Below are 16,126 nucleotides of genomic sequence, written 5' to 3' on the forward strand. Positions count from 1 at the left end.
TCAGCGCGCGACGGTCGGCTGGTCGGCCTGTCCGCTTGTCAGCGTCCAGCCCACCATCTCCTGTGCCAGCTGCTGCAGGCCGCGCTCGAACGCAGCGGCAACCGCCGGCACGTCGGTACTGCCGACCGGCTGCGCCTGGCGGAAGGTACGGTCGGCGACCACGCGCTGGTCGGCCACATGGATCAGCTTGGCGTTGACCTCGATCACCACGGTCGGCGTGGCCTGGCCCAGGTAGTCCGATTCAAAGCGGCGCACGTCGGTGGACAGCTTGTAGTCGGCACGGATGCCGGCACTGCTGCGCGCCACGCCACGGATGCGGCCGGAGTCCTCAAAGCCACGCAGCAGGGTGTCCTCGATCATGTCGGTGGCCGGCTGTGCCCAGCTGGCCCCCTTGTAGATCTCCATCTGCGACGGCGTCGGCCGCACGTTGATACGCGGGCTGTCGACCATGCGCGCGGCGCTGGGCTTGGCCAGCACCAGCTGCCAGCCCACCTGTGGCCACGCCGGGTCGGCCTTCACCTGCACGGACGGCGAGTACAGCGTCACTGCGGTTTTCTCGCTGCTGCCAAGGATGGAGCAGCCGCCCAGCAGGGTGACCATCGAAGCGGCCAGCAGCAGGCGCGGAAGGGCGGTCGGGCTCATTTGGGTTCGAACTCCTTCGGTGCGTCGCGGCCCAGCAGGTAGCGCGCGGGGTTGTTCTCGAGGCGGTCGCTGACCCGGCGCAGATCGCGGATCAGGCCGCGCAGTTCGGTCAGCGTCGGGCCGAGCTGGCCGAGGCCATCGTTGGCGAAGCTGTTGATCGCGGCACGGTTCTCGCCAAGGATCGAGTCGGCGTTGCCAGCGGCCGAATCAAGCTTGGCCAGGGTGGCGTCGAGCTTGTCGATGATGCCCGGCAGCTGCTGCACCAGGTTCTTGTCCAGGCGCTCGATGGTGCCATTGGTGGTCTTCAGCGTGGTGTCCAGGCTGCGGGCGGCATCGCGCGCGCTGAGCAGCAGCGCCTGCGTGCCCTGGTCGCGGTCGGCCAGGCCGCCGCTGATCGTTTCCAGGTTGGCCAGCGTCGCGTTGATCGAGGCCACGTTGCGGTCGCTGAGGATCTGGTCCATGCGCTCGACGATGCGGTTGGCAACGTCGGTGATGTTCTGCAGCGCCGACGGCGTGGTTGGAATGATCGGCGCCGGGTCCTTGTTGACCGTGGTCAGTGCCGGCGACTGCGGCGTACCACCGCTGAGCTGGATGATCGACGGGCCGGTCAGGCTGGTGATCGCCAGCTTTGCACGGGTATCGGTCTTGACCGGGGTGGTCGAGTTCAGGCGGATGCGTGCGACCACCTGGCGCGGGTCGTCCGGAACCAGGTTCAGTTCGATGATCGAACCCACCGCGATGCCGTTGTACTGCACCGGGCTGCCCACCGACAGGCCAGTTACTGCCTCGCGGAACACCACGCGGTATTCCTGCCAGGTACGGTCGGAGGAGTACTTGGCCGCCCACAGGCCGAAGGCCAGCAGGGCCAGGCCGGTGATCAGGGTGAACGCGCCGATCAGCACGTAGTTGGCTTTGGTTTCCATGGCTCAGGCACTCTCGATCTGTTCGCCGCGCGCGGCACGCGCACGCGGTCCGTGGAAGTATTCCTGGATCCACGGATGATCCAGTTTCTCGATGTCCGGCAGTGGCGCGTTGGCCACCACTTTGCGGTCGGCTATCACTGCCACCCGGTCGCAGATCGCATACAGCGTGTCCAGGTCGTGGGTGATCAGGAACACGGTCAACCCCAGTGCTTCCTGCAGGGTCTTGATCAGGCGGTCGAAGGCGGCCGCGCCGATCGGGTCGAGTCCGGCGGTCGGTTCATCCAGGAACAGCAGCGGCGGGTCCAGTGCCAACGCGCGGGCCAGGCCGGCGCGCTTGCGCATGCCGCCGGACAGCTGCGAGGGCAGTTTGTTGATCGCATCGGCGGGCAGGCCGGCCAGCTTCACCTTCAGCAGCGCCAGTTCGTAGTGCCAGCGCTCGGGCAGTTCGCGGTGGTGCTCCTTCAACGGTACCTGCACGTTCTCGCCTACGGTCAGCGACGAGAACAACGCACCGTCCTGGAACAGCACGCCGGTGTTGCGCTCGATGTGCAGGCGGCTCTCGGCATCGTCGGCACGCGCGTCGCGGCCCAGCACCTCGATCCGGCCTTCGTCGGGCGTGCGCAGGCCGAGGATCGAGCGCATCAGTACCGACTTGCCGGTACCGGAGCCGCCCACCACGCCGAGAATTTCGCCGCGGCGCACGTCCAGGTCCAGGTCCTCGTGCACGGTCTGGCTGCCGAAGCGGTTGACCAGCCCGCGCACGCGGATGGCCAGGTCGTGGCCATCGTCGTCCTGCATGGGAATGTCGTCGGGCGTCGGATGCGTGCTCATGTCACCAGTCCATGTGCATGAACCACAACGCCGCGAAGGCGTCGATGATGATCACCAGCGAGATGGTCTGCACCACGCTGGAGGTGGTGCGTTCGCCCACCGACTGCGCCGTGCCTTCCACCTTCAGGCCTTCCAGGCAGCCGATCAGGCCGATCACCAGCGCGAACACCGGCGCCTTCGACAGGCCGACCAGCATGTGCCGCACTTCCATCGTCTCGTGCATGCGCGCGATGTACATCTGCGGCGGGATGTCGAGGTCGAACGCACCGACGGTGATGCCGCCAGCCAGGCCGGCCACCATCGCAATGAAGGTCAGCAGCGGCAGGGTGACCAGCAGCGCCAGCAGCCGTGGCAGCACCAGCAGGTCGATCGGATCCAGGCCCAGGGTGCGCATCGCATCGATTTCCTCGCGCGCTTTCATCGCACCGATCTGTGCGGTGAAGGCGCTGGCGGTGCGGCCGGCCAGCACGATGGCGGTCAGCAGCACCGCGAACTCGCGCAGGAAGGCGATGTTGACCAGCTCGACCACGTAGATCTCGGCGCCGAAGTCGCGAAGGATGGTCGAGCCGAGGAAGGCGATCACCGCGCCCACCAGGTAGGACAGCAGCGCCACCAGCGGTACCGCGTCCAGCCCGACCTGCTCCATCTGGTGCACGGTGGCGGTCAGGCGGAAGCGACGGGGTTCCTTGACCAGACGAGCTCCCTTGACCAGGTTCTCGCCGAGGAAACTGCACAGCGCCTTGATGTTGTGGCCGGTGGCATGGACGCTGACACCCAGCCGTTCCAGCGCCGCCAGCACGCCGAAGTCGCGCTTGGGCTTGGGCCGGTCGTCGGCCACTTCCTCGATGGTGCACACCAGCGCCTGGTGATCCGGGCGGAACTTCAGTGCGTCCTCGCCGAGGTCGGCGCGATGGGCTACGCGCAGCACCTGCAGCACGCCGGCCGAATCCATTTTCTCGATGGCGGTGGCATCGATGCCGGTCAGCGTGTCGGGAACGCCGCGCAGGACTTCGGCCGCGGCCAGCGCGGTCTTCAAGGTCCAGGTGCCGGACAGGCGGATCACGCCCGGGTCATGGGCATCCTGTTCGAGCTGGGGGGCGTGGTTCGGGGTCACTTGGGCCATTCGGGTCGCAGCATAACCGTTCTGTATTGGGCTTCGCGTCGAACTCGGATGAATTTCTCCGGTAAGACCCAGCCTAGGTAATACTACGGCGCATGTCCGCAGACGCTCACACGATCCCCACGCCCCAGGCCAGCTACGCACAGCGCGTGGCCTTCGTTTCCGAGATCGCCGGACGCCTGCACAGCTATGGCACAACGGCCCAGCGCCTGGAAACAGCGGTGGTGGCACTGGCCCGCCAGCTCGATCTGGATTGTGAACCGTGGTCGAATCCCACCGGTATCATCCTCAGCTTCAGCGACCCGGCGCAGGCGATCGGCTCCAGTGACATCACCCGCGTGATCCGCTTGGCGCCCGGCGAGAACGACCTGCACAAGCTCAGCGTCGCCGACCATATCGCCGAGGAAGTGGCCAATGGGCGGATGAGCATCGCCCAGGGCCACACCGCATTGCGCCAGCTGGACAAGGATCCGGGCCGGCGCGGCAAGCTGCGCACCATCCTTTCGTTCACCCTCGGCGCGGCCGGCGTGGCCGGCATGTGGAAGCTGCCGTGGCTGGACATCGCCACCGCCGGTGTCATCGGCCTGATGATCGGCCTGCTCGGCATGGTCACCGACCGTCGCCCGGCCACCCGCGAAGCAGCCGAGGCACTGGCCGCGCTGCTGGCCGGCCTGGTCGCCACGCTGGTCGCGTCCTTCATCGGCGCGCTCAACCTCAACACCGTGATCATCGCCTCGCTGGTGGTGCTGCTGCCGGGCATGTCGCTGACCAATGCGGTCAATGAACTGGCCAGCCAGCACTGGGTGTCGGGGACCGCGCGCTTCGCGGGTGCGCTGACCACCATCATGAAACTCAGTGTGGGCGCGATGATCGCGGTGACCTTGGCCGACGTGCTCGGCCTCGACCCGGTGATCCGCGCGGCGCGGCCGCAGGGGCCCTGGGTGGAGTGGGGCTCGCTGCTGACCGCGGCGTTCGCCTTCGCGATGCTGTTCAAGGCCAACCGCCGCGATTACCCGTGGGTGATCGCCGCCTCGGTGGCCGGCTATGCGATCTCCAAGTTCGGTGGCCACGCCTGGGGCGCGCCGGCCGGCATCTTCCTGTCGGCGATGCTGCTGACCGCCGGTGGCAATCTGTTCGGCCGTCTCGTTGGCCGCCCGGGTGCGATCATCCGCCTGCCTGGCATCATCATGATGGTGCCAGGCAGCACCAGCCTGCGCGGCGTGCTGACCCTGGTCCAGCAGCAGGACGTGGGTGCCGGCCAGAGCGTGTTCCTCACCGTGCTCAACGTGGTGATGGCCCTGGTCGCCGGCCTGCTGTTCGGCAACCTGCTGATGCCCGCCCGCAAGACTCTGTAATGATGTCGGTGGGTGTGGACCGTTGGTCCACACGCCGGGAGGGCTGCTTGCTGTGGGTGTGGACCTCGGTCCACACACCGAAGAATGAAAAACGCCGGCTTTCGCCGGCGTTCTTCATCGCATTCCAATCCGGCCTCAGGCCTTCTTGATCAGGAAATCTTCCGGCTTCTTGTTGCCCTTGGCGGTCAGCTCGGCCATCCAGCGCGGCTGCTTGCCACGACCGGTCCAGGTTTCCTTGGGGTTGGCCGGGTTGCGGTACTTCGGAGCAACCTTGCCCAGCTTGCGGCCAGCGGTCTTCGACGGTGCCTTGGCGGCCTTGGCCACCTTGCGCGCGCGCGGGGCCGGGGCGTCGCCGAACAGTTCCTCGATGGTGTAACCCTCGGTCTTGGCCAGCTTGGTCAGCTGTGCCCGGACCTTGGTGATCGGCCGGCGCTTGGCGACGATGGTCTGCTGTTTCTTGGCGGTACGGATCAGGGCGCCCAGCTCGCGTGCCGACAGGCCGGTCAGGTCAATGCTCATTTACGGTTACTCCGGAAACTAATAAGTGGACGGGACGAGCCAGTCCATGGCGTCGCGGGACAGAATAAAGATGAATTAATCCCAGCACAAATGCAGGCGGGTCATGGCCTGGCAGCATCCCGGCTGCATTGCGTCTATTTTGACCGGATTATGTCCGCTGCAATATTGCTCAAATGGGCGTCAGCTAGAAAAAGACCGGGGCATGCCCCGGTCTTTTCCTGATCAGTCCTGCAGACGCTGCAGCAGGGTGGCCTTGTCCAGGTTCTCGGCTTCGCTGGCGCGGCGCGAGCGGTACTCGTAGGTACCGGCGGCCAGGCCACGTTCGCTGACCACCACGCGGTGCGGGATGCCGATCAGTTCCATGTCGGCGAACATCGCGCCCGGGCGCAGGCCACGGTCGTCCAGCGCGGCATCGAGGCCGGCGTCGCGAAGTTCCTGCAGCAGGTTGGACGCTGCATCGGCGACGGCAGCGTCGCCCTTCGGGTTGATCACGCACACCACCACCTGCCACGGCGCCATCGCGTCCGGCCAGATGATGCCGGCATCGTCATGGTTCTGTTCGATCGCGGCAGCCACCACGCGCGAGATGCCGATGCCATAGCAGCCCATCGCCATCACCGCCGCCTTGCCGTTCTCGTCCAGCACCGTGGCATCCAGCGCTTCGGCGTACTTGCGGCCCAGCTGGAACACGTGGCCGACTTCGATGCCACGGGCGATCTTCAGTTCGCCGCCGTCCAGCGCGCGGTCACCGGCACGCACGTTGCGGATGTCGGCCACTTCCGGTTCCGGCAGGTCGCGGCCCCAGTTGACGCCGGCCAGGTGGAAACCGGCTTCGTTGGCGCCGACGACGAAGTCGGACATCGCCGCCACTTCGCGATCAGCCACCACGCGGATGGCCTTGGCCGGGGCGACCGGGCCGAGGAAGCCCGGCACGGCGCCCAGATGGTCGGCGATTTCCGCTTCGCTGGCGAAGCGCTGTTCGTCCAGGCCGGCAACCTTGGCCAGCTTGATCTCGTTGACCTCATGGTCGCCGCGCACCAGCACCAGCACGAACTGCTGTGCCTTGCCTTCGCCCGCGATCAGCGCCACCGACTTCACCGTGCGCTGCAGGTCGATGCCGAGCAGTGCCGCGACGTCCTCGCAGGTCTTCTGGGTGGGGGTGTCGACCTTGCGCATGGCTTCGCTGGCGGCGGCACGCGGTGCCGGATCGGCGGCGATCGCCGCTTCCATGTTGGCCGCGTAGTCCGAACCGGTGGAGAACACCAGCGCGTCCTCGCCGGAATCGGCGATCACGTGGAATTCCTGCGACGCATCGCCGCCGATCGCACCGGAGTCGGCCTGCACCATGCGGAAGTCCAGGCCGAGGCGGGTGAAGATGCGGCTATAGGCCGACTTCATGTTCTCGTATTCGCGCACCAGGCACTCATCGTGCAGGTGGAACGAATAGGCGTCCTTCATCAGAAACTCGCGCGAACGCATCACGCCGAAGCGCGGACGGATCTCGTCGCGGAACTTGGTCTGCACCTGGTAGAAATTGACCGGCAGCTGCTTGTAGCTGGACAGCTCGCTGCGCGCGAAGTCGCAGGCGGCTTCTTCGGCGGTCGGGCTGTAGCAGAACACCTGGTCCTTGCGGTCCTTGATCTTCAGCAGCTGCGGGCCGAACTTCTGCCAGCGGCCGGTCTGCTCCCATAGTTCCTTCGGCTGGATGGTCGGGATCTGGAATTCCACGGCACCGGCGCGGTCCATTTCCTCGCGCACGATGCGCTCGACCTTGCGCAGCACGCGCAGGCCCAGCGGCGACCAGGTGTACAGGCCCGATGCCAGCTTGCGGATCATGCCCGCGCGCAGCATCAGCCGGTGGCTGGTGAGCTCGGCGTCGCTGGGGGTTTCCTTGGTGGTGTGCAGGTGGAACTGGGAGAGGCGCATCGTCGGCTTCGGATAACGGCAGAGACGCCTATTCTGCCAGCCCGGCCGGGGGGAGGGGTATCGGCAGGGCTGCGCCCTGCACCCGCCTCAAGCAACGTCAACAGCAACAGCAACAGCAACAGCGGGCTTCCTGTGGGATGGCGGGGTGGATCCGGTGGCAGGGGACGCCGTAAACCCGTCCATGGGGGCTTGGTCGCGGCATCCATGCCGCTCACACCCCTGCCACCGGACCCACCCCGCCTTCGACAGTTTCCTGCGATCTGCCTGCATCTCTGCAGCCGAGCCATGCTCGGCTGCTGTTCGGTCAACTCCCGAAATATTCGATTTCAATGGAGATTCATCCACGCATGGCGTGGATCTACGGACCACCAGGAATCTGTCGGGGGTGGGGCGGTGTCGGATTGCGGGGTGTCAGCCGCATGGATGCGGCTGCCAAGCCTACATGGACGTACTTGCGGCGTCCCCGCAATCCGACACCGCCCCGCCATTCCACGGAATGCCCGCTTTTGACGTTGCCCTTGCTATTGCCTCTGCGGGTGCAGGGCTGCAAGCCCTGCCGATACCCTCACTCTGCCGGGCAGTACGCCTTGATGGCGGCCTCCGCCAACCCCTTCTGCGCACTGCGCTGCTCCGGAGCCAACGGGGTATCGGCCTTGCCATCGCCATCGGTGTCCTGCATCACCTGGCCGCCACCGTCCAGCAGGGCCAGGTTGGCCCGGGCTGTGCTGCACTGCTCAGGCACCGGTGCGGCGGGGGTCTCGGCGCTGGCCGCAGCCTGTGGGCTGCGCGCCTGCGCCCGGGTCTCGAATTTCCTGCCCGCCGGAGGGGTCTCCGAATACTGGGTCACGCCATTGGCGTCCTTCCATTTATAGACCGGGCCAGCCACGACGTTGGCACTGGCCAACAGCAGCAGGCATCCAAGGCAGGACAGGACACGCATGGCAAACTCCACGGAATGGGCGTAGAACGCCGATTGCAGCATTGGCGCCGAGCACTGGCAAGTCGATTAAACTGGATTCCATGGACCCGATCACACCGCCGCCGCGTTCGCGCACGATTTACCTGCTGCCCAACCTGTTCACCACCGCCGGCCTGTTTGCCGGCTTCTACGCGATCATCGCCGCGGCCAACGGGGACTTCGTCAACGCCAGCATCGCCGTGTTCGTGGCAGCGGTGATGGATGGCCTGGATGGGCGCGTGGCGCGCCTGACCGGTACCAGCAGCGAATTCGGCGTGCAGTACGACTCGCTGGCCGATCTGGTCAGCTTCGGCATGGCCCCGGCGCTGGTGATGTACCACTGGTCGCTGTCGTGGCTGAAGTTCGATGACCCGCTGCTCGGCCGCGTTGGCTGGGCCGTGGCCTTCCTGTATGCCGCCTGCGCGGCGCTGCGCCTGGCCCGCTTCAACACCCAGGTGGCGGTGGTCGACAAGCGCTGGTTCGTCGGCCTGGCCAGCCCGGCCGCGGCTGGCTTGATGATGTCCTTCGTCTGGGCCTTTGCCGATGGCAACCTGGGCTGGGACGGCAACCAGCTGCGCTACGTGGCGCTGGCGGTGACGATCATTGCGGCGCTGCTGATGGTCAGCCGCATCCGCTTCTGGAGCTTCAAGGGCGGCGGCGCCAAGGGTACCCGTTCCGACCGCGTGCCGTTCCTGGTGCTGGCGCTGGTACCGGTGGCCATCGCCATCGCGGTCATCGATCTGCCGCGCGTGCTGTTCGCGGTGGGCATCCTGTACGCCTTGTCCGGCCCGGTGATGTGGGCCGTGCAGCGCCTGCGCAAGAAGCCCGAGGCCGCGTGAGCCAGGACCTGCCCGTGCTGTGGTCTCCGGCCCAGCAGGCCTGGCTGCAGGCCATGGGCTACACCGTCTATCACGACGGCCAGCTGGCCGCCGAGCTGGATGCCGCACTGCAGCTGAGCGTGGCCGAAGCCGAGGCGGCTGCCGCGCCAGCGGCGGAGCAGGCGCGGGCACCCACCGCACCCGCGCGCGAGCCTCTGGCTGCGGCCACACCGGTTTCCCGCCAGGAGCGCCCGGCACCGCCGCGTCGCGAGACCCCGGTCAGCGCACCGGACACCGCGCCCGCCGCTGCCCGCCCGCTGCCCGGCGGCAATGCCCGGCAGCCGGTGGTGCGGCTGCCGGATCGCCTGCAGATCGCCTTGCTGCGCGCGTCCGGCTGCAACCCCAACGATCCGGCCACGCAGGCGCTGATGGACAGCTGGCCGCTGGACCAGCTGCGCCAGGACCCGGCCGCCAAGCGCGCGCTGTGGCCGCAGCTGCGCGCCCTGCGCAAGCGGGGCACGCCATGAGTGCGGTCAGCCAGCCGGGTCCGGTCAGCCTGCGTGCGCTGCGCGAGAGCGACCTCAACGCGGTGATGGCGATTGAAGTACGCGGCTATCCGTTTCCCTGGACCCGCGGCATCTTCGTTGACTGCCTGCGTGCGGGTTATCCAGGCCTGGCCATGGAGCGCGATGGCCAGTTGATCGGCTATGGCGTGCTCAGCATCGCGGCCGACGAGGCCCATGTGCTGAACGTCTGCATCGACCCGCTGACGCAGTCGCGTGGGCTCGGACGCCAGCTGTTGCGCGCGCTGGTACAGCTGGCCGGCGACCGGGGTGCGCAGCGGGTGTTCCTGGAAGTGCGTCCGTCCAACACGCCGGCGCTGGCGCTGTACCACAGCGAAGGCTTCAACGAGATCGGCCGCCGCCCGCGTTACTACCCGGCCGCACAGGGCCGCGAGGACGCGGTGGTGATGGCGATCGAACTGGTCGACGGCGACCTGCAGGCGATGCCGCCGCTGTAACCGGGAAGGGTTGCCGGCCAGCGGCCGGCACTACCGCGCTCGCCGGGCGCGGCCCGGAGCTACCGGCGGCCAACCCTGGCTGGCACACATTGTCCGCTTCGGTAGGTGCCAACCTTGGTTGGCACACTCTGCTCACGCCAGCCGCAACGCTAATACCCCAACCACAATCAACGCCGCCGCCAGCCAGCGTGCGCGCGGTATGCGCTCGCGCAGCAGGAACACCGAGATCAGCAACGCGAACAGGATCGACGATTCGCGCAGCGCCGAGACCATCGCCACCGGTGCCTGGGTCATGGCCCACAGCGCCATCGCATAGGAGGCGGTGGTGCCGACGCCACCGGCCAGTCCCAGCGGCCAGTGCTGGCGCGCATAGTCCAGCACCGCGCCGCCGCGGGTGTACAACGCCCAAAGTGGCAGCGGAATGCCCGACAGCAGGAACAGCCACAGCGTGTAACTGAGTGCGCTGCCGGACTGGCGCGCGCCCTGCGCATCGACCAGGGTGTAGGTGGCGATCATCGTCGCAGTCAGCAGCGGCAGCCGCAGCTGGCCGCCACGTGCACCCAGTGCCATGCACAGGATGCCGGTGCTGACCAGCACCACGCCCAGCCACGCCGCCGGAGGCAGCTGCTCGCCCAGCAGGGTGCCCGCCAGCGCAACCAGGATCGGCGCGCTGCCACGCATCAGGGGATAGGCCAGGCTCATGTCGACCTGCTGGTAGCAGCGTGCGACCAGGCTGTAGTACGTCACCTGCAACAGCACCGACGCACCCAGCCACGGCAAGCAGTGCGCGGCCGGGAACGGCAGGAAGGGCAGGGCGGCCGCCGACAGCAGTGCGGCGCTGCCCGTGACCAGCACGGTGCCGAGGAATTTGTCTGGTCCGCGCTTGACGATCGCATTCCAGCTGGCGTGCAGGGCCGCAGCCGCGAGGACCAGCAGGAAAATGGAAAGAGGCATCGGGCGATGATGCCATGTCGGGAAAATGGAAACGCCGGGCATTGCCCGGCGTTTCCGATTCCGCATCGGTAGATGCCAACCTCTCCCGCCGTGGTAGGTGCCAACCTTGGCTGGCACGCACCAGAGCGCGGCGCTTACAGCTTCGCGCGCTGCTCGCGCAGGCCGGCCAGTTGGGTATTCCAGTCGGCCAGGCGCACGCGTTCCTGCTCGACCACCGCCGGTGGCACCTTGTCGGTGAACCTGGCCAGCTTGGTCTCGCTCTTTTCCTTTTCGGCTTCGACGCGGGCGATTTCCTTGTCCAGGCGCACGCGCTCGGCGTCGAGATCGACCAGGCCTTCCAGCGGCACCAGCAGCTTCAGCTCGCCCACGATCGCAGCGGCAGCCGGCGGTGCGCTTTCGCCTTCGGCCAGCCACTGGATGCTGTCCAGCTTCAGCAGGAACGACAGCGAAGCGCTGAAGCGTTCGATGCGCACGCGGTCCTGTTCCAGGCCGGCCTGCAGGCGCAGCGGCACCAGCTTGGACGGGGCGACGTTCAATTCGCTGCGCACGCGACGCACCGCACTGATCACCGCCTTCAGCCATTCCACGTCGGCCTCGGCCTGGGCAAAATCGCCCTCGAACTCGGCCGCGGTCGGGTACGGGCGCAGCGACAGCGTGGTTTCGGCCAGGCCCAGGCGCGGGGCCAGCTGCTGCCACAGCTGTTCGGTGATGAACGGCGTGAGCGGGTGCAGCAGGCGCAGCAGCGCTTCCAGCACGTACAGCAGGGTGTGGCGGGTGCTTTCGGCATCGGCGCCGTCGGCACCGTTCAGGGCCGGCTTGCTCAGTTCCAGGAACCAGTCGCAGAACGCGTTCCAGGCGAACTCGTACAGGCACTGTGCCAGCAGATCGAAGCGGTAGGCGGCGAAATGGCCCTGCGCTTCGGCAGTGGTGGCGGCCAGGCGCGCGAGGATCCAGCGCTCGGCATCGGTGCGCGGCTTCGGCACGCCGGTGAACGCGGCACCTTCAGTGTTCATCAGCGCGAAGCGGCTGGCGTTCCACAGCTTGTTGCAGAAGTTCTTGTAGCCCTCGGCGCGGTTCATGTCGAACTTGATGTCGCGGCCGTGGGTGGCCAGCGCGGCGATGGTGAAGCGCAGCGCATCGGCACCGTGGGCAGCAATGCCGTCCGGGAATTCCTTGCGGGTGGCCTTTTCGATCTTCTCCACCATCTTCGGCTGCATCAGGCCGCCGGTACGCTTGGCGACCAGGTCGTCGATGGTGATGCCGTCGATGATGTCCAGCGGGTCGAGCACGTTGCCCTTGCTCTTGGACATCTTCTGGCCCTGGCCGTCGCGGATCAGGCCGGTGAAGTAGACGTCCTTGAACGGGATCTTCCCGACCAGGTTGTCGGTGGCCATGATCATGCGCGCCACCCAGAAGAAGATGATGTCGAAGCCGGTGATCAGCACCGACGACGGCAGGTAGCGGTCGAAGCCACGCTCGGCCATGGCCTGCTCGTTCGGCCAGCCCAGGGTGGAGAACGGCCACAGTTGCGAGGAGAACCAGGTCTCCAGCACGTCGCTTTCCTGGTTCAGCACCACGTCGCTGCCGAGGTTGTTCTTTGCCCGCACTTCCTCTTCGCTGCGACCGACGTAGCAGCTGCCGGTGGCTTCGTCGAACCACGCCGGGATGCGGTGGCCCCACCACAGCTGGCGGCTGATGCACCAGTCCTGGATGTTGTTCATCCAGTGGCGGTAGGTGTTGATCCAGTTCGGCGGCACGAAGGAAATGCTTCCGTCCTCGACCAGTTCCAGGCCACGCTTGGCCAGGTCGTCCATCTTCACGAACCACTGGTCGGTCAGGTACGGCTCGATCACCTGGCCGGTGCGATCACCGCGCGGCACCTGCAGCTTGTGCGCCTTGGTCTCGACCAGGATGCCGAGGTCTTCCAGCTCGGCCAGCACGGCCTTGCGTGCTGCGTAGCGGTCCAGGCCCTGGAAGCGTTCCGGCGCATTCTCGTTCAGCGCCGCCATCGGGGTGAACAGGTTGATCATCGGCAGGCTGTGGCGCACGCCCACTTCATAGTCGTTGAAATCGTGCGCCGGGGTGACCTTGACCACGCCGGTGCCGAACGCACGGTCCACGTAATCGTCGGCGATCACCGGCACGCGGCGGCCGGTCAACGGCAGCACCACCTGCTTGCCGATCAGGTGCGCATAGCGCTCGTCTTCCGGATGCACCATCACCGCCGTATCACCCAGCAGGGTTTCCGGGCGCGTGGTGGCGACCACCAGGTAGTCGCGGGTTTCGCGCAGGGTTTCCACGCCGTCGGCATCGCGCTCGACGTGCTCGTAGCTCAGGCCTTCATCCAGCGTGTAGGCGATCGACCACAGGAAGCCGTCTTCCTCGGCGCTCTCCACTTCCAGGTCGGAAATGGCGGTCTTCAGCACCGGGTCCCAGTTGACCAGGCGCTGACCACGGTAGATCAGGCCCTGCTCGTACCAGCGCACGAAGGCTTCGTTGACGGCGGCCGACGGCTGCGGGTCCATGGTGAAGGTGCTGCGCGACCAGTCGGCGGAGGTGCCGAGGCGGCGCATCTGGCGCTCGATGGTGTCGCCGGACTGCTGCTTCCACTCCCAGACCTTGCCGATGAAGCCCTCGCGGCCCAGCGAATCGCGGGTCTCGCCCTTGCCTTCCAGCGCCAGGTTGCGGCTGACCACCATTTCGGTGGCAATGCCGGCATGGTCGGTACCGACCTGCCACAGCGTGTCGTAGCCACGCATGCGGTGGTAGCGCACCAGCGCATCCATCAGGGTCTGCTGGAACGCGTGGCCCATGTGCAGGGTGCCGGTTACGTTCGGCGGCGGCAGCAGGATGGTGTACGGCTCGCCCGTGCCGGACGGCTTGAAGTGGCCGGCCTTCTCCCAGGCCTCGTAGAGGTCGGTCTCGAAGGACTTCGGGTCGTAGCTGGAGGCGAGTTGGGTCATGCGGGGGAACCAGGAGGTAATCGTTGAAGGATCAGGGCGCGGCGGCCCATCAAGGGGGCCGGGGCGCGCTTACATGTCGTGCTTGTTCAGGTCGTAACCGGCGGCCTTGTACTGGCGCCAGCGTTCGCGCAGCGGTTCGCGCGCTTCCGGGTCGGCCGGAACCACTTCCAGCACGCGCTCGCACTGGCCCAGCCAAGGCTCATCGCGCAGGTTGATCACCAGCGGGCGCGGTGGCGCATCGGTGCCGGGTACGGCGATCAGCACCAGCGCCTCTTCCTCGTCCATGTCCTCGCCGGCGATCTGGTGCGGGATGTAGGCATCGTTGTCGAACGCCCACAGCAGCTCGTCCAGCTCCTCGGCCTGGGCCTGGTCGCGGGCCAGCACCAGGGTGAACAACCCGGCGTCGTTGGCCTTGCGCGCCAGTTCGCAGACCAGGCGCAACGGCTCGGTCAGGAAGCGGGGCTTGGCGATCAGGTAGAAGTCGGCGCGGGGCATGGCAGGGTCCGGGTCAGGCAGGGTTCCGGCGGTGCCGGGCGAGGCCCCGGCCGGCGGGCGCCAGCCAGGGTCGGGTACGGCATCAGGCGCGGGCGGCCTGCTCCAGCAGCCACTGGCTCAGCAGGCCGACCGGGCGGCCGGTGGCCATGCCACGCTTGCCTTCATCGCTGGCCACGCCGGCGATGTCCAGGTGGGCCCAGCGCTGGCCTTCGGTGAAGCGCGACAGGAAGCAGCCAGCGGTGATCGCGCCGGCCCAGCGGCCGCCGATGTTGTAGACGTCGGCGAAGGTCGAATCCAGCATCGGCTGGTACTCGTCCCACAGCGGCAGGCGCCAGGCGCGGTCGAACACGTGCTCGCCGGCGGCCAGCAGCTCGTTGGCCAGGTCGTCGTGCTTGCTCATCAGGCCGGCGGTCTGGTGGCCGAGGGCGACCATGCAGGCACCGGTCAGGGTGGCCACGTCGACCAGCGCGGTCGGCTCGAAGCGCTGCGCGTAAGTCAGCGCGTCGCACAGGATCAGGCGGCCTTCGGCGTCGGTGTTGCCCACTTCGATGGTCTTGCCCGACATCGAGGTGATCACGTCGGACGGGCGGTAGGCGTTGCCGTCGATGGCGTTTTCAACGGCCGGCACCACCACCACCAGGTTCAGCGGCAGCTTGGCCTTGACCGCAGCGACGAAGGTGCCGATGACGTTGGCGCCACCGCACATGTCGTACTTCATTTCTTCGATGCCGCCCTGGGTCTTCAGGTTGACGCCACCGGTATCGAAGGTGATGCCCTTGCCGACCAGTACATAGGGCTTGGCGTCGCCAGCACCGGTCCACTTCAGCACCACCAGGCGCGGGCGGTTGGCCGAACCACGGGCCACGGCCAGCAGCGAACCCATGCCCAGCGCTTCCATCTGGTGCTCGTCGAGGATCTCGGCTTCGGCACCGTCATGCTCGCCGGCAAACTTCACGCCCACCTCGGCCAGGTAGGCCGGGGTGCAGTAGTTCGGCGGCAGGTTGCCCAGCTCGCGGGCGAACTCGACACCGGCGGCGATGGCCTGGCCCTGGGCCAGGGCCTGCGCGTCGTCACCGGCGATGGCCAGCTGGGCCAGGCCGGCGTCGTCGGCCTTCTTCTTGCCCAGGGTGGCGGTGTAGCGGTAGGCGGCGTGATCGGCGGCGATCACCGCCTGGCGGATCGCCCAGGCCGCGTCGCGGTCCTTGATGGCCACTTCGGACAGGGTGAACAGTGCGCTGCGGGCAGCACCGGCCTTCAGCGCGCGCACGGCGTCGCCGACGGCCTTCAGGTACTGCGGCACGCCGAAACGGGCGACTTCGCCCAGGCCGACCACCAGCACGCGCGGGGCGGTCACGCCCGGCAGGTCATGCAGCAGGGTGGTGGCGCCGGTCTTGCCGGACAGGTCGCCGCGCTGGGCCAGGGCGGCCAGGCGGCCACCGCTGGCGGCGTCCAGGGCCTGTGCGGCCGGGGTCAGGGTATGGTCGGCATAGGCGCCGACCACCAGGCAATCAACGGCGGCGGCGGCCGGAGCAACGTGGTTCAGGGTGAATTCGAGGGCCATTGAGCAGATTCCATTGGCGAGTCCGTACAATCGCAGGCCG

The 16,126-nt window shown here is 67.4% G+C and carries 15 protein-coding genes; 4 read left to right on the forward strand and 11 right to left on the reverse strand.

Annotated elements, in window-relative coordinates; all coding sequences use genetic code 11:
- Genes M1L61_RS02730 through M1L61_RS02745 form a run of 4 tightly spaced genes read right to left on the reverse strand, consistent with a single transcriptional unit; the run spans nt 1 to nt 3,519 of the window.
- Nucleotides 1–642 (reverse strand): ABC-type transport auxiliary lipoprotein family protein, encoded by a 642-nt coding sequence (locus tag M1L61_RS02730; RefSeq protein ID WP_049455356.1) that lies wholly within the window; start codon nt 640–642, stop codon nt 1–3.
- Nucleotides 639–1,565: an MlaD family protein gene (locus M1L61_RS02735; RefSeq protein ID WP_010480691.1), complete on the reverse strand. Its 927-nt coding sequence runs from the start codon at nt 1,563–1,565 to the stop codon at nt 639–641. Before M1L61_RS02735 ends, M1L61_RS02730 begins: the two co-directional genes overlap by 4 nt.
- Nucleotides 1,566–1,568: 3 nt before the next feature.
- On the reverse strand, nt 1,569–2,396 hold the full coding sequence (locus M1L61_RS02740; protein WP_010480693.1) for an ABC transporter ATP-binding protein: 828 nt from the start codon (nt 2,394–2,396) through the stop codon (nt 1,569–1,571).
- Nucleotide 2,397: 1 nt separating this feature from the next.
- Nucleotides 2,398–3,519, reverse strand: a complete 1,122-nt coding sequence (locus M1L61_RS02745; protein WP_010480695.1) for an ABC transporter permease — start codon at nt 3,517–3,519, stop codon at nt 2,398–2,400.
- Between the two features lie 92 nt (nt 3,520–3,611).
- Between M1L61_RS02745 and M1L61_RS02750 the strand changes: the two genes are divergently transcribed.
- On the forward strand, nt 3,612–4,871 hold the full coding sequence (locus M1L61_RS02750; RefSeq protein WP_010480697.1) for a threonine/serine exporter family protein: 1,260 nt from the start codon (nt 3,612–3,614) through the stop codon (nt 4,869–4,871).
- Between the two features lie 135 nt (nt 4,872–5,006).
- On the opposite strand, the gene M1L61_RS02755 is transcribed toward M1L61_RS02750, so the two are convergent.
- From M1L61_RS02755 to M1L61_RS02765, 3 genes are all read right to left on the reverse strand, one after another.
- Nucleotides 5,007–5,390 carry an H-NS histone family protein gene (locus M1L61_RS02755; protein ID WP_049398421.1) on the reverse strand — a complete coding sequence of 128 codons (384 nt, stop codon included), beginning with the start codon at nt 5,388–5,390 and terminating at the stop codon, nt 5,007–5,009.
- Nucleotides 5,391–5,612: 222 nt separating this feature from the next.
- Complete coding sequence (locus M1L61_RS02760) at nt 5,613–7,316, reverse strand: proline--tRNA ligase (protein WP_248854277.1); 1,704 nt, start codon at nt 7,314–7,316, stop codon at nt 5,613–5,615.
- Between the two features lie 565 nt (nt 7,317–7,881).
- Nucleotides 7,882–8,256 carry a DUF4124 domain-containing protein gene (locus tag M1L61_RS02765; protein WP_054170984.1) on the reverse strand — a complete coding sequence of 125 codons (375 nt, stop codon included), beginning with the start codon at nt 8,254–8,256 and terminating at the stop codon, nt 7,882–7,884.
- Between the two features lie 80 nt (nt 8,257–8,336).
- Here M1L61_RS02765 and pssA point away from each other — a divergent pair, with 80 nt between their 5' ends.
- From pssA to rimI, 3 genes are read left to right on the forward strand one after another with little or no spacing between them, the layout of a single operon-like run.
- Nucleotides 8,337–9,113 (forward strand): CDP-diacylglycerol--serine O-phosphatidyltransferase, encoded by a 777-nt coding sequence (gene pssA, locus M1L61_RS02770; RefSeq protein WP_019660986.1) that lies wholly within the window; start codon nt 8,337–8,339, stop codon nt 9,111–9,113.
- Entirely contained in the window at nt 9,110–9,619 is a 510-nt protein-coding gene (locus M1L61_RS02775) for a DNA polymerase III subunit psi (RefSeq protein ID WP_248854278.1), read from the forward strand. The genes pssA and M1L61_RS02775 overlap by 4 nt, the downstream gene beginning before the upstream one ends.
- Nucleotides 9,616–10,113, forward strand: a complete 498-nt coding sequence (rimI, locus tag M1L61_RS02780; protein ID WP_032128003.1) for a ribosomal protein S18-alanine N-acetyltransferase — start codon at nt 9,616–9,618, stop codon at nt 10,111–10,113. The genes M1L61_RS02775 and rimI overlap by 4 nt, the downstream gene beginning before the upstream one ends.
- A 132-nt stretch (nt 10,114–10,245) precedes the next feature.
- Here the strand turns inward: rimI and M1L61_RS02785 are convergent, their stop codons facing one another.
- The 4 genes from M1L61_RS02785 to M1L61_RS02800 form a co-directional block, all read right to left on the reverse strand.
- Nucleotides 10,246–11,067, reverse strand: a complete 822-nt coding sequence (locus M1L61_RS02785; protein WP_248854279.1) for an EamA family transporter — start codon at nt 11,065–11,067, stop codon at nt 10,246–10,248.
- Between the two features lie 134 nt (nt 11,068–11,201).
- Complete coding sequence (locus M1L61_RS02790; protein ID WP_248854280.1) at nt 11,202–14,030, reverse strand: valine--tRNA ligase; 2,829 nt, start codon at nt 14,028–14,030, stop codon at nt 11,202–11,204.
- A 69-nt stretch (nt 14,031–14,099) separates the two neighbouring features.
- Nucleotides 14,100–14,525: a DNA polymerase III subunit chi gene (locus M1L61_RS02795; RefSeq protein WP_248854281.1), complete on the reverse strand. Its 426-nt coding sequence runs from the start codon at nt 14,523–14,525 to the stop codon at nt 14,100–14,102.
- Nucleotides 14,526–14,607: 82 nt separating this feature from the next.
- Nucleotides 14,608–16,086, reverse strand: coding sequence for a leucyl aminopeptidase (locus tag M1L61_RS02800; protein WP_248854282.1), 1,479 nt, complete (start codon nt 16,084–16,086; stop codon nt 14,608–14,610).
- Between the last annotated feature and the right edge of the window lie 40 nt (nt 16,087–16,126).

It is taken from the genome of Stenotrophomonas sp. NY11291 (assembly GCF_023277365.1).
GTDB lineage: Bacteria > Pseudomonadota > Gammaproteobacteria > Xanthomonadales > Xanthomonadaceae > Stenotrophomonas > Stenotrophomonas geniculata.